The 17,275-nt window shown below is 65.0% G+C and carries 17 protein-coding genes; 10 read left to right on the forward strand and 7 right to left on the reverse strand.

Going from position 1 to position 17,275, the window contains the following annotated elements:
* The first annotated feature begins 288 nt into the window (after positions 1-288).
* The 9 genes from antA (at position 289) to ACFW0H_RS22725 (ending at position 9,469) form a co-directional block, all read left to right on the forward strand.
* Entirely contained in the window at positions 289-1,683 is a 1,395-nt protein-coding gene (antA, locus tag ACFW0H_RS22685; protein ID WP_422916105.1) for an anthranilate 1,2-dioxygenase large subunit, read from the forward strand.
* Positions 1,680-2,171, forward strand: a complete 492-nt coding sequence (gene antB / locus ACFW0H_RS22690; RefSeq protein ID WP_422916106.1) for an anthranilate 1,2-dioxygenase small subunit — start codon at positions 1,680-1,682, stop codon at positions 2,169-2,171. The genes antA and antB overlap by 4 nt, the downstream gene beginning before the upstream one ends.
* A 19-nt stretch (positions 2,172-2,190) precedes the next feature.
* Positions 2,191-3,216 (forward strand): anthranilate 1,2-dioxygenase electron transfer component AntC, encoded by a 1,026-nt coding sequence (antC, locus tag ACFW0H_RS22695; protein WP_422916107.1) that lies wholly within the window; start codon positions 2,191-2,193, stop codon positions 3,214-3,216.
* 272 nt (positions 3,217-3,488) lie between these two features.
* The gene (locus ACFW0H_RS22700; protein ID WP_422916108.1) at positions 3,489-4,652 is read left to right on the forward strand and encodes an ABC transporter substrate-binding protein; all 1,164 of its coding nucleotides are present in this window, start codon (positions 3,489-3,491) and stop codon (positions 4,650-4,652) included.
* A gap of 62 nt (positions 4,653-4,714) precedes the next feature.
* Positions 4,715-5,626 (forward strand): branched-chain amino acid ABC transporter permease, encoded by a 912-nt coding sequence (locus ACFW0H_RS22705; protein WP_422916109.1) that lies wholly within the window; start codon positions 4,715-4,717, stop codon positions 5,624-5,626.
* A gap of 10 nt (positions 5,627-5,636) precedes the next feature.
* Positions 5,637-6,656 carry a branched-chain amino acid ABC transporter permease gene (locus ACFW0H_RS22710; RefSeq protein WP_422916110.1) on the forward strand — a complete coding sequence of 340 codons (1,020 nt, stop codon included), beginning with the start codon at positions 5,637-5,639 and terminating at the stop codon, positions 6,654-6,656.
* Positions 6,653-7,402: an ABC transporter ATP-binding protein gene (locus ACFW0H_RS22715; RefSeq protein WP_422916111.1), complete on the forward strand. Its 750-nt coding sequence runs from the start codon at positions 6,653-6,655 to the stop codon at positions 7,400-7,402. The genes ACFW0H_RS22710 and ACFW0H_RS22715 overlap by 4 nt, the downstream gene beginning before the upstream one ends.
* Entirely contained in the window at positions 7,395-8,084 is a 690-nt protein-coding gene (locus ACFW0H_RS22720) for an ABC transporter ATP-binding protein (RefSeq protein WP_422916112.1), read from the forward strand. Before ACFW0H_RS22715 ends, ACFW0H_RS22720 begins: the two co-directional genes overlap by 8 nt.
* Before the next feature lie 131 nt (positions 8,085-8,215).
* Positions 8,216-9,469 (forward strand): OprD family porin, encoded by a 1,254-nt coding sequence (locus ACFW0H_RS22725; protein ID WP_422916113.1) that lies wholly within the window; start codon positions 8,216-8,218, stop codon positions 9,467-9,469.
* 184 nt (positions 9,470-9,653) lie between these two features.
* On the opposite strand, the gene ACFW0H_RS22730 is transcribed toward ACFW0H_RS22725, so the two are convergent.
* The 4 genes from ACFW0H_RS22730 to ACFW0H_RS22745 form a co-directional block, all read right to left on the reverse strand.
* Positions 9,654-10,526 (reverse strand): alpha/beta hydrolase, encoded by an 873-nt coding sequence (locus tag ACFW0H_RS22730; RefSeq protein ID WP_422916114.1) that lies wholly within the window; start codon positions 10,524-10,526, stop codon positions 9,654-9,656.
* Between the two features lie 358 nt (positions 10,527-10,884).
* A complete protein-coding gene (gene catA / locus ACFW0H_RS22735) occupies positions 10,885-11,796 on the reverse strand; it encodes a catechol 1,2-dioxygenase (RefSeq protein WP_422916115.1) in 912 nt (303 codons plus the stop codon).
* 39 nt (positions 11,797-11,835) lie between these two features.
* Complete coding sequence (gene catC, locus ACFW0H_RS22740) at positions 11,836-12,126, reverse strand: muconolactone Delta-isomerase (protein WP_028628792.1); 291 nt, start codon at positions 12,124-12,126, stop codon at positions 11,836-11,838.
* A gap of 16 nt (positions 12,127-12,142) precedes the next feature.
* A complete protein-coding gene (locus tag ACFW0H_RS22745) occupies positions 12,143-13,264 on the reverse strand; it encodes a muconate cycloisomerase family protein (RefSeq protein ID WP_422916175.1) in 1,122 nt (373 codons plus the stop codon).
* A 136-nt stretch (positions 13,265-13,400) separates the two neighbouring features.
* On the opposite strand from ACFW0H_RS22745, the gene ACFW0H_RS22750 reads away from it, so the two are divergent.
* A complete protein-coding gene (locus ACFW0H_RS22750) occupies positions 13,401-14,285 on the forward strand; it encodes a LysR family transcriptional regulator (RefSeq protein WP_422916116.1) in 885 nt (294 codons plus the stop codon).
* Positions 14,286-14,481: 196 nt separating this feature from the next.
* Here the strand turns inward: ACFW0H_RS22750 and ACFW0H_RS22755 are convergent, their stop codons facing one another.
* From ACFW0H_RS22755 to ACFW0H_RS22765, 3 genes are all read right to left on the reverse strand, one after another.
* Positions 14,482-15,105, reverse strand: a complete 624-nt coding sequence (locus tag ACFW0H_RS22755) for an NIPSNAP family protein (RefSeq protein WP_422916117.1) — start codon at positions 15,103-15,105, stop codon at positions 14,482-14,484.
* A 59-nt stretch (positions 15,106-15,164) separates the two neighbouring features.
* Positions 15,165-16,442, reverse strand: coding sequence for an OprD family porin (locus tag ACFW0H_RS22760; protein WP_422916118.1), 1,278 nt, complete (start codon positions 16,440-16,442; stop codon positions 15,165-15,167).
* 317 nt (positions 16,443-16,759) lie between these two features.
* Positions 16,760-17,260, reverse strand: coding sequence for a flavin reductase (locus ACFW0H_RS22765; protein ID WP_422916119.1), 501 nt, complete (start codon positions 17,258-17,260; stop codon positions 16,760-16,762).
* Positions 17,261-17,275: the final 15 nt, after the last annotated feature.

Genomic DNA, 17,275 nt, shown 5'->3' on the forward strand with positions numbered 1-17,275 from the left:
TACCCCATTCCCGGCGGCGCCCGGAAACGTTACCCCAGGGCACGTAAGCCGGGGCGAGGGTCGATTCAAATCCGTTTCCCGCCCGGTTCGCCATCCGTTTTCTCGACCAACACTATCCGCTTCTTCAGCTCCCTGAAAAAGGCCGGAAGCCCCGCCATCCGTGCCTTCCGGCCCAAAACTGGCGGGCCGGAATTTACGGCGCGACTTTGCCCACTAATCGGATAGACCGAAGAAGTCCCAGCTCCTTCTAATGGCCTCCACTGATTCGCCTGAGTGGAAGGTGCCCCCATGAATACTTCGAACAAAAACATCGCGCAGTGGAGAGAGTACGTCAGCGGCTGCCTGGATTTCCGTCCGGCCGAGGGCGTGTACCGCATTGCCCGGGACATGTTCACCGAGCCGGAACTGTTCGACCTGGAGATGGAGCTGATCTTCGAGAAGAACTGGATCTACGCCTGCCACGAGAGCGAAATCCCCAACAAGCATGACTTCATGACCCTGCGCGCCGGCCGCCAGCCGATGATCATCACCCGCGACGGCAACAACCAGTTGCACGCGCTGATCAACGCCTGCCAGCATCGCGGCGCCACCCTCACCCGCGTCGGCAAGGGCAACCAGTCCACCTTCACCTGCCCCTTCCATGCCTGGTGCTACAAGAGCGACGGCCGCCTGGTGAAGGTCAAGGCGCCGGGCGAATACCCGGAAGGCTTCGACAAGGCCACCCGCGGCCTGAAAAAGGCACGCATCGAGAGCTACAAGGGCTTCGTCTTCATCAGCCTGGACGTCCACGCCAGCGATTCCCTGGAAGACTTCCTCGGCGACGCCAAGGTGTTCTTCGACATGATGGTGGCCCAGTCGCCCACCGGTGAGCTGGAAGTGCTGCCGGGCAAGTCCACCTACACCTTCGACGGCAACTGGAAGCTGCAGAACGAGAACGGCCTGGACGGCTATCACGTCAGCACCGTGCACTACAACTACGTGGCCACCGTGCAGCACCGCCAGCAGGTCAACGCCGAGAATGGCGCGGCCAACGGCACCCTGGACTACAGCAAGCTGGGCGCCGGCGATGCCGAGACCGATGATGGCTGGTTCTCCTTCCACAACGGCCACAGCGTGCTGTTCAGCGACATGCCCAACCCCACCGTGCGTCCCGGCTACGCCACCGTGATGCCGCGCCTGGTGGAGGAATTCGGCCAGGGCAAGGCGGAGTGGATGATGCACCGCCTGCGCAACCTGAACATCTACCCCAGCCTGTTCTTCATGGACCAGATCAGCTCCCAGCTGCGCATCGTGCGCCCGCTGGCCTGGAACAAGACCGAGATCATCAGCCAGTGCATCGGCGTGAAGGGCGAGTCCGACGCCGACCGCGAAAGCCGCATCCGCCAGTTCGAGGACTTCTTCAACGTCTCCGGCATGGGTACCCCCGACGACCTGGTGGAATTCCGCGAACAACAGCGCGGTTTCCAGGGCCGCCTGGAGCGCTGGAGCGACATCTCCCGCGGCTATGGCAAGTGGGTCACCGGCACCACGCCGAACAGCCAGACCCTGGGCATCGCCCCGGTGATGACCGGCACCGAATTCACCCATGAAGGCCTGTATGTGAACCAGCACGCCAACTGGCAGCGCTTCCTGCTCCAGGGCCTGGACCAGAAAGCCCTGAAACTGCAGGAGGTGCAGGCATGAACCCGCAGCTGCAATACCAGATCGAACAGTTCCTCTACCGCAAGTCCGCCCTGTGCGACGCCCAGGACTGGGATGCCTACCTGGACCTGTTCGACGAGCAGTGCGAGTACCACCTGCCGCAGTGGGAGTCCGAGCACGAATACACCAAGGACCCTAAACGCGGCATGTCGCTGATCTACTACAGCAACCGCTCGGGCCTGGAAGACCGCGTGTTCCGCATCCGCACCGGCAAGGCCGCCTCGACCATCCCGATGCCGCGCACCCTGCACCAGATCAGCAACGTGCGCGTCAAGGAACGCGAGGACGGCCAGCTGGAGGTGAAAGCCAACTGGCACACCCTCTACTACCGGTTGGGCCAGGCCGAGCAGTTCTTCGGCCATGCCACCTACCACCTCAAGCCCGTGGGCGACAGTTGGAAGATCACCCGCAAGCACATGCTGCTATTGAACGACACCATCAACTCGGTGCTCGATTTCTACCACCTCTGATCCACCGGAAGTACGCGCCATGAACCACAAGGTCGCCTTCAGTTTTGCCGACGGCAAAACCCTGTTCTTCCCCGTGCGGGGCAACGAGATTCTCCTCGACGCCGCCCTGCGCAACGGCATCAACATTCCGCTGGACTGCCGCGAAGGCGTCTGCGGCACCTGCATGGGCCGCTGCGAGTCCGGCCGCTTCGAAATGGACTACGTGGACGAAGAGGCCTTGTCGGCCAAGGACCTGGAGCAGCGCAAGATGCTCACCTGCCAGACCCGCGTGCAGTCCGACGCCTCCTTCTACTTCGACTTCGACTCCTCGCTCTGCGGCGCGGCGAAGACGGTAGAGGAACGCGGCATCGTCACCCATGTCGAGCAGGTCTCGCCCACCACCGCCATCCTCCACCTGGATGCCGGTGTCGACGGCCAGCAGCTGGACTTCCTGCCGGGCCAGTACGCCCGCCTGCTGGTGCCGGGCACCGAGGCGAAGCGCTCCTACTCCTTCGCCAACCGACCGAACCCGGAGAACAAGCTGCAGTTTCTCATCCGCCTGCTGCCGGACGGGGTGATGAGCAACTACATCCGCGAACGCTGCCAGGTGGGCGACGAGATCCGCTTCGAGGCCCCGCTGGGCGCCTTCTACCTGCGCCACGTGGAGAAGCCGCTGCTGCTGGTGGCCGGTGGCACCGGCCTCTCGGCCTTCCTCGGCATGCTCGATGAGATCGCCGAGCGCGGCGGCTGCGGCCAGCCGGTGCACCTGTTCTACGGCGTGCGCCAGGTGGCGGACCTCTGCGAACTGGAACGCATCCAGGGCTACTCCGCGCGCATCCCGGGCTTCAGCTTCACCCCGGTGATCAGTGACGAAGGCCAGGACTGGGACGGCAAGCGCGGCTACGTGCCCGAGCACTTCGACGCCGCCGCCCTGCGCGATGCGCCCTTCGACATGTACCTGTGCGGCCCGCCGCCGATGGTCGAGTCGGTGAAGACCTGGCTCAGCGAAAACGCCATCGACAACGGCCACCTGTATTTCGAGAAATTCACCGAGAGCAACAGCTAAATCCCGGCTCCGATCCCTCCGTAGGATGGCGTGGAGCGAAGCGATACCCATCAATTCGCGACGTCAGGTGTACTCGGGTTCATTGCCCGGAAACCGGCCAGCATGGGTATCGCTCCGCTCCACCCATCCTACGAAGAAGCAAGAGCCAGGTGCCACGCCCATCCCGGCGTGCCCCATAACCACAACAATTCCGCTCCACCCGCTCCAAAACTGCCCAAACAACAACTAAGCAGGCCGAGTCACGACGGCACTGCGCAACCAAGGCGGTAACCATGAAAAAAACCCTGAACCTTGCGATGCTCGGGGCCGTACTGGCCTCTTCCTTTCCCGCCCTGGCACAGGACCCTGTGCGCATCGGCTTCATCACCACCCTGTCGACGCCCGCCGGCTACCTCGGCGAAGACGCCCGCGACGCCTTCCGCCTGGCCATGGACCAGGAAGGCGGCAAGCTCGGCGGCGTGCCGGTGGAACTGGTGGTGGAGGACGACGGCCTGCAGCCCGCCAAGGGCAAGCAGATCATCGACCGCATGAGCCTGGACGGCATCTCCCTCTACACCGGCGTGATGTTCTCCAACGTCCTCGCCGCCGTGGTCAACGGCGCCACCCAGGGCGACCGCTTCTACATCAGCACCAACGCCGCGCCCTCCAACCTCGCCGGCGCCCAGTGCAAGCCCAACTACTTCGCCGCCTCCTACCAGAACGACGTGCCCCACGAGATGGCCGGCGTCGCCGCCAACGACCTGGGCTACAAGAAGATGGTCATCCTCGCGCCCAACTACCAGGCCGGCCGCGATGCCCTGGCGGGCTTCAAGCGCACCTTCAAGGGCGAGGTCACCGAGATCTACACCAAGCTCAACCAGCTGGACTTCTCCGTGGAGCTGGCGCGCATCCGCTCGTTGAACCCGGACGCGGTGTTCCAGTTCCATCCCGGCGGCGGCGGCATCAACTTCGCCAAGCAGTACGGCAGCTCGGGCCTCGCCAAGAGCATCCCGATGGTGGTACCGGTGTTCTCCATGGACGAGCGCATGCTCGCCGCCACCGGCAACGTGGCCGAGGGCGTGAACGTGGTCAGCGGCTGGAACCCGCAGTCCGACAACGCGGCCAACCAGGCCTTCGTCAAGGCCTTCACCGAGAAGTACAACCGCGCGCCGACCATGTACGCCGCCCAGGGCTACGACACTGCACGGCTGATCGGCTCGGCCCTCAAGGCCACCAACGGCAACCTCAAGGATGCCCAGGCCTTCCGCGCCGCCCTGCGCGAGGCGCGCTTCGACTCGGTGCGTGGCGACTTCCGCTTCGGCAGCAACCAGCACGCGGTGATCGACTGGCACCTGCTCAAGGTCCAGGCCGGCGCTGACGGCAAGCTCGCCGAAGTGCCGGTGAAGACCATCGCCAAGGCCCAGGTGGACAGCTACGCGGCCAAGTGCGCGCTCTGATCCCCGCCTGATATCGCCAGCCCGCCGGCAACCCCGGCGGGCCATCACCGCAGGACTTCGCCATGCTGTTGCTCGAACAACTCCTCAACGGCCTGCAGTACAGCGCCTTGCTGTTCCTGCTCGCCTCCGGCCTGACGCTGATCTTCGGCATCATGGGCGTGATCAACCTGGCCCACGGCGCCTTCTACATGGTCGGCGCCTTCTGCGCCGCCTACACCGCCATCGCCACCGGCTCCTTCTGGCTCGGCGGCCTGGCCGCGCTGGCCGGCGCCGCGCTCTACGGCCTGGTGATCGAGACCGCGATCATCCGCCGGCTCTACAACCGCGACCACCTGGACCAGGTGCTGGCCACCCTCGCCGTGGTGTTCTTCACCAACGAACTCATCACCCTGCTGTTCGGCCGCAGCCCGCCGGCCATGCCCACGCCGGACTGGTACAGCGCCTTTGTCGAGGTACTGCCGGGCCTGATGTACCCGGTCAGCCGCCTGCTGTTCATCGGCGCCGGCCTGCTGGTGGCCCTCGGCATGTGGCTGCTGATCAACCACACCCGCCTGGGGATGCTGATCCGCGCCGGCGCCGACGACCACGAGATGGTCGGGGCCCTGGGGGTGAACATCTCGCGCCTGTACACCCTGGTGTTCGTCTTCGGCTGCGTGCTCTGCGGCCTGGCCGGCTTCATGGCCGCCCCGCTGCTCTCGGTGGAGATCGGCATGGGCGAGAAAGTGCTGATCACCACCTTCGTGGTCATCGTCGTCGGCGGTGTCGGCTCGGTGCGCGGTGCCCTCGTCGGCGCCCTGCTGATCGGCATGGTCGACAGCCTCGGCCGCGCCTACATCCCGCCGCTGCTCGATGAACTGCTGCCCGCCGAGGTGAGCGGTGCGCTCTCCGCCGGGCTGATTTCCGCCAGCGCCTACATCGTCATGGCCCTGGTGCTGCTGGTGCGTCCGCGCGGCCTGCTGCCCGCCCGTGCCTGAGGAGAATCCCATGTCCCGTCGAATCATCATCGACCTGGCCTGCCTGGCCACCTTCGCGCTGATGCCCCTGGTTGCGGCGCTGCTCGACGAACCCTTCCTGGTCAGCCTGTTCACCCGCTTGGCCATCTACGGCATGGCCGCCGCCAGCCTCGACCTGCTGATCGGCTACGGCGCCCTGGTCAGCTTCGGCCATGCCGCCTTCTTCGGCCTCGGTGGCTACGTGGTGGGCATCGTCGCCTTCCACACCTCCCAGGGCATGCCGCTGTGGGGCTGGGAGGGCAGCAACAGCGCCCTGCTGGTCTGGCCGCTGGCCCTGCTCTGCTGCGCCCTGCTCGGCCTGGTGATGGGCTACCTGTCGCTGCGCACCACCGGCGTGCAGTTCATCATGATCACCCTGGCCTTCAGCCAGATGCTCTATTTCATCCTCGGCTCGCTGTCCCTCTATGGCGGCGACGACGGCATCCTGCTGAACGAGCGCAACGCCCTGCCCGGCCTCGACCTGAACGACGCCAACCAGTTCTATTACCTCTGCGTCGGCCTGCTGGTGGCCTGGCTGCTGTTCTGCCGGCGCCTGGTGGGCTCGCGCTTCGGCTTCGTCCTGCGCGGCCTCAAGCAGAGCGAGCGGCGCACCGTCAGCCTCGGCTTGAAGCCCCTGCGCTACCGCCTCACCACTTTCGTCATCGCCGGTCTCGGCGCGGGCCTGGCCGGTGTGCTCTGGGCCAACTACGCGCTGTTCGTCAGCCCCGACATGGCGTCCTGGCAGAAGTCCGGCGAGCTGATGGCGATGGTCATCCTCGGCGGCGTCGGCACCCTGCTCGGCCCGGTGCTGGGCGCGGCGGTCTACCTCGGCCTGGAGCAACTGCTGAGCCTGTGGACCGAGCACTGGCTGCTGATCTTCGGCCCGCTGCTCCTGCTGGTGGTGCTGTTCGGCCGCCAGGGCATCCACGGCCTGCTGATGGCCGGCAGCCGACCGCGCAAGCCGGTCATCGAGCCGGCCCCCGTCGCCACCGCCCGCGAGGTGCACCCATGAGCGCGCAACTGTCCATCCGTGGCCTGGAGAAGGCCTTCGGCGCGGTAAAGGCCACCAACGGCGCCAACCTGGAACTGGCCGCCGGCGAGCTGCACGCCATCATCGGCCCCAACGGCGCGGGCAAGTCGACGCTGATCTCGCAGATCGCCGGGGAAATCCGCCCGGACAAGGGGCAGATACTCTTCGCCGGCCAGGACATCACCGCCGTGCCGGCCCACGAACGGCCACGCCTGGGCCTGGCACGTTCCTTTCAGGTCAGCCAGCTGTACCCGGACTTCAGCCTGCTGGAGAACGTCGCCGTGGCCATCGCCGCCCGCGAAGGCAAGACCTTCGGCATGTGGAACCCGCTGTCCCGCGACCGCCGCCTGCTGGACCCGGCCCGCGGCTACCTGGAGCAGGTCGGCCTCGGCCGCCGCGCCGAGGACCTGGTGAACGAGCTGTCCCATGGCGAGCGCCGCCAGCTCGAACTGGCCCTGGCGCTGGCCCAGGAAGCCTCGGTGCTGCTGCTGGACGAGCCCATGGCTGGCATGGGCGCGGAGGAGTCCGCACGCATGACCGAGCTGCTGCAGTCGCTCAAGGGGCGCTACGCCATCCTGCTGGTGGAGCACGACATGGACGCGGTATTCGCCCTGGCCGACCGCATCACCGTGCTGGTCTACGGCCAGACCATCCTCACCGGCACCGTCGAAGAAGTCCGCAACAACGCGCAGGTCCGCGCCGCCTACCTGGGGGAAGAACATGCTTGAAGTCAGTGGATTGCAGGCCGGCTACGGCCTGAGCCAGGTGCTGTTCGACATGCACCTGACCATCGAACAGGGGCAGGTGGTCTCGCTGATCGGCCGCAACGGCATGGGCAAGACCACCACCGTGAAATCCATCATGGGCCTGCTCAAACCCAGCGCCGGGAGCATCCGTATCCATGGCCGGGAGATGCGTGGCGCCACGCCCTGCCGCATCGCCCAGGCCGGCCTCGGCCTGGTGCCCGAGGGTCGCCGCGCCTTCGGCAGCCTGAGCGTGAAGGAAAACCTGCTGGCCACCGCTACCAAGGGCGGCAAGTGGGACCTGGCGCGCATCTACAAGCTCTTCCCTCGCCTGGAAGAGCGCCAGGAACAGCTGTCGAAGACCCTCTCCGGCGGCGAGCAGCAGATGCTGGTGGTGGGCCGCGCGCTGATGACCAATCCGCAGCTGCTGATCCTCGACGAGGCCACCGAGGGCCTCGCCCCGGTGATCCGCGAAACCATCTGGAGCTGCCTGGCCACCCTCAAGGCCGAGGGCGAGACCATCCTGGTGATCGACAAGAACCTCAAGGAGATGGCGCGGGTGGTCGATCGCCACCACATCATCGAGAAGGGCCGACAGGTCTGGCAGGGCACGCCGGACGAACTGGCCGCGACACCGGAGTTGTCGCACCGCTATTTGGGCGTCTGAGCAGCGCCCATTTGACCGGCCCCTGATCTGCCAGGGGCCGCACGCCCCGACGCAATGCACCTCCCGTCTGCCTCAACAGAGGCCGGCGGCGGACGGTTGCGCCCAGAAAACACAAGAAGAAGAGCCTTGCGATGAACTACAAGACCCGTGCGTTTCCCCTCCTTTTGAGCACCCTTCCCCTTTCCGCCCTGGCCGCCGAATCCGGCTTCATCGCGGATTCCACCGCCACCCTGCAACTGCGCAACTACTACTTCAGCCGCGACTTCTCCGACATCGTCGGCCCGAACAAGCAGTCCAAGGCCGAGGAATGGGCCCAGGGCTTCATCCTCAACTTCAAGTCCGGCTACACCCAGGGCCCGGTGGGCTTCGGCATCGATGCCATCGGCACCCTCGGCATCAAGCTGGACAGCAGCCCCGACAGGGTCAACACCGGCCTGCTGCCGGTGCAGGAAGATGGCGAGGCCGCCGACGACTACAGCCGCCTCGGGGTAGCCGGGAAGATGCGCCTGTCGAAGACCGAGTTGAAAGTCGGCGAGCTGCAACCCAACCTGCCGGTGCTGATGTTCAGCGATATCCGCCTGCTGCCACCCAGCTACCAGGGCGCCAGCGTCGTCTCCAACGAAATCGCCGGGCTGACCCTGCAGGGCGGCCACCTGACCGGCACCAGCCTGCGCAACGAGGCCGGCGACGACAAGATCCAGGCCCAGATCGGCTTCCAGCCGCAGCGCCAGGCTTCCAGCGATGCGTTCAACTACGCCGGTGCCGATTACGCCTTCAACGCCAACCGCACCACGGTGGGCGCCTGGTACGCGCAACTGGAAGACATCTACGACCAGCGCCTGATCAGCCTGAAGCACGCCCAACCTGTGGGTGACTGGGTACTGGGCGCCAATATGGGTTTCTATGACTCATCCGAAGACGGCAAGCAACTGATCGGCGAGGTCGACAACCAGGCCTTCTATTCCCTGTTCTCGGCCAAGCGTGGCGGCCACACCTTCTTCGTCGGCTACCAGGCCATGTACGGCGACCAGGGCTTCCCCAAGGTGTTTGCCAACATCACGCCGCTGGGCAACGAGGTGCCGACCTACGAGTTCGCCTCGGCTGACGAACGCTCCTGGCAGGTGCGCCATGACTACGACTTCGCCGCCCTCGGCATCCCCGGCCTGACCACCACCCTGCGCTATATCACCGGCGACAACGTCGACACCGGCAAGGGTTTCGAAGGCGAGGATTGGGAGCGCGACCTGGACATCGGCTACGTGATCCAGAGCGGTTCGCTCAAGGGCCTTGGCGTGCGCGTGCGCAATGTCACCGCGCGCTCCAACTACCGCACCGATATCGACGAGAACCGGCTGATCCTCAACTACACATTGGCACTGTTCTGACTCAACCAGACCTGCGGCGCTCGCATCGAGCGCCTTGGCTGGTCAGCGGCACTGTCTGCTCCACCTGTAGGGGCGAATTCATTCGCCAAGGGCAGCGCAGCTGCCCCAAACAGACCACCTCTGGCAGGCCTTCGGCCTGCTTGGCGAATGAATTCGCCCCTACAGATTCGCACCGCCGCTGACCCTATTTGGCGTTCAACCCCATCAACTCCACCACCGCCCCATAAAGCGGCGCCCCCGGCTGACCCAGTTCCAGCACCACATCGAAATGGTTCTTGCCGGGCGCTTCGACGAAGCTGCCGGGCAGCCCCCGCGCCGTCCAGGCATCAAGGAACTCGTGGCTCTGGCGAGCGAACTCCGCCGTCTCCAGCGCGCCGTAGCTGATCACCAGTTCGGCCCCCCGCGTCGGCAGGTGGAAGGTCGGGCTGTTGCGCCGCGCCGCCGCGTCGTCCATGCCCATCCAGCCGTTGATATGGGTATCCAGTAGCGGGCGCAGGTCGAACAGCCCGCTGATGGGCAGGGCGCCGCGCAACACGCTGTCCGGGACGCCATAGCGTTCATGCCAGCCGCCGGCCAGCAGCATCCCGGTCAGGTGGCCGCCCGCCGAGCTGCCGCTCGCATACAGCCGCTGCGGGTCACCACCGAACTCGGCGATGTGCTGGTGTAACCACGCCAAGGCGCGGCGGGTCTGGTCGACGATATGGTCGAGGGTCACGGCCGGCGCCAGGTCGTAATCCAGCACCACGACGCAGGCGCCAGCAGCGGTGAGCGCGGGCGCCATGAAGGCCGAGTCGGCCTTCGACAGCGCCCGCCAGTAGCCGCCATGGATGAACAGCAGCACCGGCGCATCCGGCCGCCCGGCGGGGAAGATATCCAGCCGCTCGCCGGCGCCAGCCCCGTAGGGCACGTCCTTGAAACAGCGCAGGCTGGCGTGGGCCGCATCGCTCAGCGCGCGGTACTGGCGGGGGTACTGGTCGAAGTCCTCGACACTGGCGCGGGCGTTGTATTGCACGTCGAAGTAGGCGGCCAGTTCGGCCGGATCGCTGGGTCTGCTCATGGACACCTCCGGTGGGTTGTCCGTGGATTAGGCGGCAACCGGTGGTGTGGGGAAATCCAGATAGTCGGGGATGGTTATCCGGGGAGTTGGTGTGTTTGGTGTAGGAGCGAATTCATTCGCGATAGACCGAGCGCGGGGTCGAACACCCTCACCCCAACCCTCTCCCAGAGGGAGAGGGAGCTGTCCGTGCAGGATGGATAGTGCGTGCCAAGCGCGAGTCACCCCTCTCCCGTTGGGAGAGGGGCCGGGGGTGAGGGAGGTCAAGCCCCAACACCCAAGCGCTTCCCAAAATAAAAAAGCCGGCCAATCGGCCGGCTCAAATGGCGGGGGAACCAGCCTCCCCCGCCAATTCGGTGACTCAGGCTTCAGCGCGTACGCGGTCGCGGATGGCTTCCTGCTCGTGCGTCAGGGCCTTCTGCAGCTGGAAGCCGAATTCGATCTCGGCGACACGACCTTCCAGGCCACGGATGTTCTCGCTGAAGCGCACTTCACCCACCAGACCGTCACGGGTGGCGTAGGCGAAGTCGTCCCACAGGTACTGATCGCCCGACAGGTTGATCTGGGTGGTCAGGTGACGGTAGCCCGGCGCGGAGATGAAGAAGTGGATGTGCGCCGGACGGTTGCCGTGGCGGCCGAGCAGGTTCAGCACTTCCTGGGTAGTGCCATCCGGCGGGCAGCCGTAGCCGGACGGCACGATGCTGCGGGCACGGTAGCGGCCTTCGGCGTCGGTGACGATGCGGCGGCGCAGGTTGTAGTCCGACTGGGTGGTGTCGAAGTAGGAATAGGTGCCCTTGGTATTGGCATGCCACAGGTCGACAACGGCGCCGGCGATGGGCTGGCCCTCGGCATCCACCACACGACCCTCGAGGAACATCGGGGTGCCCGGGTCGGTGCCGTCGTCCATGCGGGTCTCGCCTTCGGAGAGCGGCGCGCCGGCCACGTACAGCGGGCCTTCGATGGTGCGCGGGGTGCCGCCGGACAGGCCGGCCGCCTCGTCCTGGGCATCCAGCAGCAGGTCGAGGTAGTGCTCCAGGCCCAGGCCCGCCACCAGCAGGCCGGCTTCGCCACGGGCACCCATGCGGTTGAGGTAGTCCACCGCCTTCCAGAATTCCTCGGTGGTGACTTCCAGGTCCTCGATGATCTTGATGGTGTCGAGCAGGATGCGGTTGACCAGCTTCTTCATGCGCTGGCTGCCCTGGTCGTTGTTGAAGCCGCTGGCTTCCTGGAAGAACTTCTGAACGCTTTCAGTGCTGGACAGTTTGATAGTCATGGCTATTTCCTCATCTTGTTGTTATCGGCGACGTGACGATCAGCGATCGTCTTCGTGAATCGACGACGGGTGGCGGCAGAGACCGTCCACCTCGATCTCCATGTAGGGGAAGAGCGGCAGCTGCATCAGGGTATCGTGCAGTTCCTCGACGCTGGCAAGGTCGAAGACGCTGTAGTTGGCGTAGTGGCCGGCGATGCGCCACAGGTGGCGCCACTTGCCCTCGCGCTGCAGGCGCTGGGCCAGTTCCTTCTCGTCGGCCTTGAGCTTGGCGGCCTTGGCCGGGTCCATGTCGACCGGAAGCTTCACGGTCATCTTCACGTGGAACAGCATGGGTTGATACTCCTCCTTACTTGCGGCGGAAGAACGCCAGGCGCTCTTCGTCCAGAGCCAGGCCGAGGCCCGGAGTACGCGGCACGTGAAGCTGGAAATCACGGTACACCGGTGCTTCGCTGACGATTTCCTCGGTCAGCAGCAGCGGGCCGAACAGCTCGGTATGCCAGGTCAGTTGCTTCAGGGTGACGAAGGCGTGGGCCGACGCCAGGGTGCCGATGGAGCCTTCCAGCATGGTGCCGCCGTACAGGGCGATACCGGCCGCTTCGGCGATCTGCGCGGTGCGCAGCACGGCACGCGGGCCGCCGTTCTTGGCGATCTTCAGGGCGAAGATGCTGGCGGCGCCGTCGGCGGCCAGGCTGAAGGCGTCCTCGACGCTTTCGATGGATTCGTCGGCCATGATCGGCGCCGGGCTGCGCTGGTTCAGGCGTACCTGGCCGGAACGGTTGATGCGCGAGATGGGCTGTTCGATCAGGTCGATGCCGTTGTCGCCGAGGATGCGGCAGGCGCGCAGGGCGACGGATTCGTCCCAGGCCTGGTTGACGTCGACGCGCACGCTGGCGCGGTCGCCCAGAGCCTTCTTGATGGCGATGACGTGGGCCAGGTCCTTGTTCACCTCGCCGGCGCCGATCTTCAGCTTGAAGATGCGGTGGCGGCGGATTTCCAGCATGTGCTCGGCTTCGGCGATGTCCTTGGCGGTGTCACCACTGGCCAGGGTCCAGGCCACTTCCAGGCCGTCACGCACGCGGCCGCCGAGCAGCTCGCTCACCGGCAGGCCCAGGCGCTTGCCCTGGGCGTCGAGCAGTGCGCTTTCCAGGCCGGACTTGGCGAAGGTATTGCCCTTGGCGGCCTTGTCCAGACGCAGCATGGCGGCGTTGATATTGCAGGCGTCCTGGCCGATCAGCAGCGGAGCGAGATGGCTGTCGATGTTCTGCTTGATGCTCTCCGGGCTCTCGTTGCCGTAGGACAGGCCACCGATGGTGGTGGATTCGCCCAGGCCTTCGATGCCATCGGAGCTGCGCAGGCGGATCACCACCAGGGTCTGGTTCTGCATGGTGTGCATGGCCAGCTTGTGGGGGCGGATGGTCGGCAGGTCGACGATGATCGTCTCGACGCTTTCGATCAGGACTTGGCTCACTTCAATACCCATCAGGTTTCGTTTCATCTGGTCCCGATAGTGGCCGCGACAAACGCCGGGGTCCAATATAGAGTTTGTCTAGCTCGATACCTTCAAGGTATCGAGAAACCCACAACATCACCGCCCCGGAGCCACCATGGAGCTTCGCCACCTGCGCTACTTCCAGGCGCTCGCCGAAACCCTCAATTTCACCCGCGCCGCAGAACGCCTGCACATCGCTCAACCGCCCTTGAGCCGGCAGATCCAGCAGCTCGAGGACGAACTCGGCGTGGCCCTGCTGGACCGCGGCCGGCCCCTGCGCCTGACCGAAGCCGGGCGCTTCTTCCACGAACATTCCAGCACGCTCCTCGAACAGCTCACCAAGGTCTGTGACAATACCCGCCGCATTGGGTCGGGCGAAAAAGCCTGGCTCGGCATCGGCTTCGCCCCCTCCACCCTCTACGGCGTGCTGCCCGACCTGATCCGCCGCCTGCGCAGCGATGCCGGCCTGGAGCTTGGCCTGTCGGAAATGACCACCCTGCAACAGGTGGACTCCCTCAAGGCCGGGCGCATCGACGTCGGGTTCGGCCGCATCCATATCAACGATCCGGCCATCCAGCAGCAGGTGCTGACCCTCGACCCGCTGGTGGCCGCCCTCCCCGCCGGGCATCCGCTGCTGCCAGGCCCGGTGAGCCTGACCGATCTTGCCCAGGAGCCCTTCGTGCTCTACCCGGGCAACCCAAGGCCGAGCTACGCCGACCATGTGCTGTCACTGTTCGCCGCCTATGGCCTGCAGATCGAGGTGGCGCAGTGGACCAACGAACTGCAGACCGCCATCGGCCTGGTGGCCGCCGGCATCGGCATCACCCTGGTGCCGGCCTCGGTGCAGGTGCTGCACCGCATCGACATCGGCTACGCCACTCTTGAGGAAGCCCAGGCCACCTCGCCCATCATCATCAGCCGCCGCGTGGGCGACGCCTCGCCCGCACTGACCCATTGCCTGGCGCTGATCGAGGAGCTCTCCGAAGGGCGGATTGGCTGAACAGCGGACACCTTGTAGGAGCGAATTCATTCGCGATGCAGGCCGTAGGATGGGTAGAGCTTGCGAAACCCATCAACCATGGTCCGCATGGGTTTCGTACCTCAACCCATCCTACGAAGAGCGGCCGCACCGCTCATGCAATAAAAAAAGCCCGCAAAGGAGTGGAACGGGCTGAGGTAAAGCGTGAAAAAAGTCGCTACTGCAGCGGCGAGAATTTCGCCGGCAGGTAGACGGTGGAATGCATTTCGCGCAGCTGTGGCCCGGAGTTCTCCGGCGGCCAGACACCGTCCTCCACCGCACGCGTGCGGACATCGAGGCGCTGCTCCAGGGTCGCGTAGGGCCAGATGTGCAGGTAGCGCGGCGTTCGTCCGTCGGTGGCGTAGAAGGCCGCGTAGACCTGTGAATAACTCGCAGCGGTGCGCGGGCCGACGGCCTTCTTCCAGCCTTCCAGGGTGGGCGTCAGGCCGGACGGCACCAGGTTGTATTCGCGCAGCTCGTAGAACGGCCCATGGGCGCCGGGCGCCAGGGGTTCGAGGAAGGGGAAGAGGCTGTAGTTCTCCACCTTCATGTCGAGCATGAATGCTTCGATGCCGAAGGCATCCCTCGCCAGCAGGTAGCGCTCGCGCTCGGCCTGGCGCGCCGTCTCGTCGGTGAAGCCACGCAGCACGGCGACCTGGTTCAGCGGGCCGATCTCCGAGGACCAGCAGCCGACCAGGGTGCATCCCGGCATCGCCTCGGCCAATGTCGATTCCAGGCGTGCCAGGGCGGCGGCCGGGGTGCGCACCCGCAGGGTGAAGGTAATGAGTTCGTAGAGTCGCATCGCTGTCTCTTTGCGTTGGCCGGCCATGGGGCCGGGCATTGCCAGCCGGCCCCACGGGCTCAGAACTTGAAGGTGTAGGTGGTGATCAGGCGGTTCTCCTGATAATCCGGGCCCGAGGCAGTGCCAGTGCCGAAACGGGTCTTGACGTCGATGTTGCGCCATTCGACGCCGACGCCCTTGAGCGGGCCGCTCTGCACCACGTAGCTAAGGAAGAAGTTGCGTTCGCTCTCCACGTTCTGGTCCAGGGCGTTGTTGCCTCGGTCGATACCGGTGCCGCGCAGGTAACGGGTCATCAGCTTGAGGCCCGGCACACCATAGGCGGCGAAGTCGAGGTCATAGCGCAGCTGCCAGGAACTCTCGTTGGGCTTGATGAAGCCGACGGTGGACCAGTTCACCAGGTAGGGCTGCGGTGCGAAGCCGTTCAGGGTCGGGAAGGTGCTCTCGCCGAGCATGCGCTGGTAGCCGACGCCGATGGCGTGTGCGCCCTTGCGCACGGTGGTCATGGCGCCGTAGGAGTGGTTGTCGATATCGCCGTAGAGCGCCCGGCCGTCTTCGCTGTTGTCGAAGTAACGCAGGTCGGTCTTCAGGCCATAGCCATTGCCCAGATCGGCGTTGTGGGTAAGGCCGGCGTAATGCTGCTGGTAGATGTCCTCCAACTGGCCGTAGAAATAGCTGGCGGTCAGCGCAGGGCTGAACGCATAGGTGGCGCCACCAAAGTTCAGGCCATCGCTGCGACGTTTGATGTCCGGTCCGTTGAACAGGTACATCTTCTCGCGGCCGGACGATTCTCGGCTGCTGATCTCGGTGAAGCGTCCGGCGGTGAGGGTGAGCTTGTCCACCTCGCGAGATTCCAGCAGGAAGCCGTGGAAGGTGGTGATCAGCTGTCGGGTGTCGTCGAAGAAGGCTACGGGCAGCATCGGGCGGTGCTCGCCCACTTTCAGTTCGGTCTTCGAGTAACGCACCTTTCCGGTCAGCGCGGCGCGACCATATTCGTGGGCCTGCTCCCCCTTGCTGTCATCGTACGGAATGATGGTGTCCGGGCCGCGGCCACCGCCGCCATCGAGGCGGAAAGCATATTGCCCGGAAACATCCAGACCGAACTGCACAGTGCCTTCGGTATATCCGGAGATGGCACGGAAGTCGAAACCCTGGGTCCAACTTCCGAGACGCGATTTCGGCGCACCTTCCTGTTTGAAGTCACGATCGATATAGAAGTTACGCAGGCCAAGGCTGATTTGCCGATCCTTCACGAAGTCCGCCTGGGCGGACATCGGCATGAGCATCCCCACCAGGCCTGCGGCAGCTACGCCGCTGGCCAGCCAGCTTTTCTGAAACATGGAAGTAATCCTTTCTTACATGTGCATGCAAGGCACATCGAGTGGGAGCAGATTAATTAGCAAGAAGTGCAACTTCGGCAGTTAATCCACGCTGTTGTTTTTATAACCACTTACTGCAAAAAAGTTGTAGCAAGGCCCGCCACCCGAACATGTACGGGCACCCTCGATTTCTAGTTATGGGTACAGCTTGATAGCCGGACGAATGACAACTTCATCCGATATTCCGGAGCAGCTCCGAAATTCTTTTTTTGGTGGGCTGAAGCCCACCCTACTGGGAAGACTGTGCCGTAGGGTGGGCTTCAGCCCACCAACCCGGGTCAGCAAGCTGAACGCGAGGCGTCCCCCAGGCGGTGGTAGGCGCGGTTGAAATACACCAGGCCTTCCTGGCTCTTGCCGTGGCAGATGCCCAGCACTTCGCAATAGAAGATGGTGTGGGAGCCCACTTCGTGGGCCTGGGCGATGCGGCAGTCGAAGCTCACCAGGGCGTTTTCCAGCAGCGGCGACCCGCTTTCCAGAATGCTCCAGTTGGCTTGCGCGAAGCGCTGCTCGGAGTCCAGTTCGCGGTTGGCGAACACGGCGGAAATGTCCTTCAGCTCGGCGGTCAGGACGTTCACACCGAGCACGCCGTTCTGCTTGAAATGACCGTTGGCGAAGGACGAGCGGTTCATGCAGACCAGCAGCGTCGGCGGCTGGTCGGTGACGCTGCACACCGCCGATGCGGTGAAACCGAAGCGCCCGGCGGCGCCATCGGTGGTGATGACGGAAACGGCGCCGCCCAGCAGCGCCATGGCATTACGAAATCCGGTTGTATCGACCATGGTCATGCCCCTCAG

The sequence above is a fragment of the Metapseudomonas cellulosilytica genome (genome assembly GCF_049334135.1).
Lineage (GTDB): Bacteria > Pseudomonadota > Gammaproteobacteria > Pseudomonadales > Pseudomonadaceae > Metapseudomonas.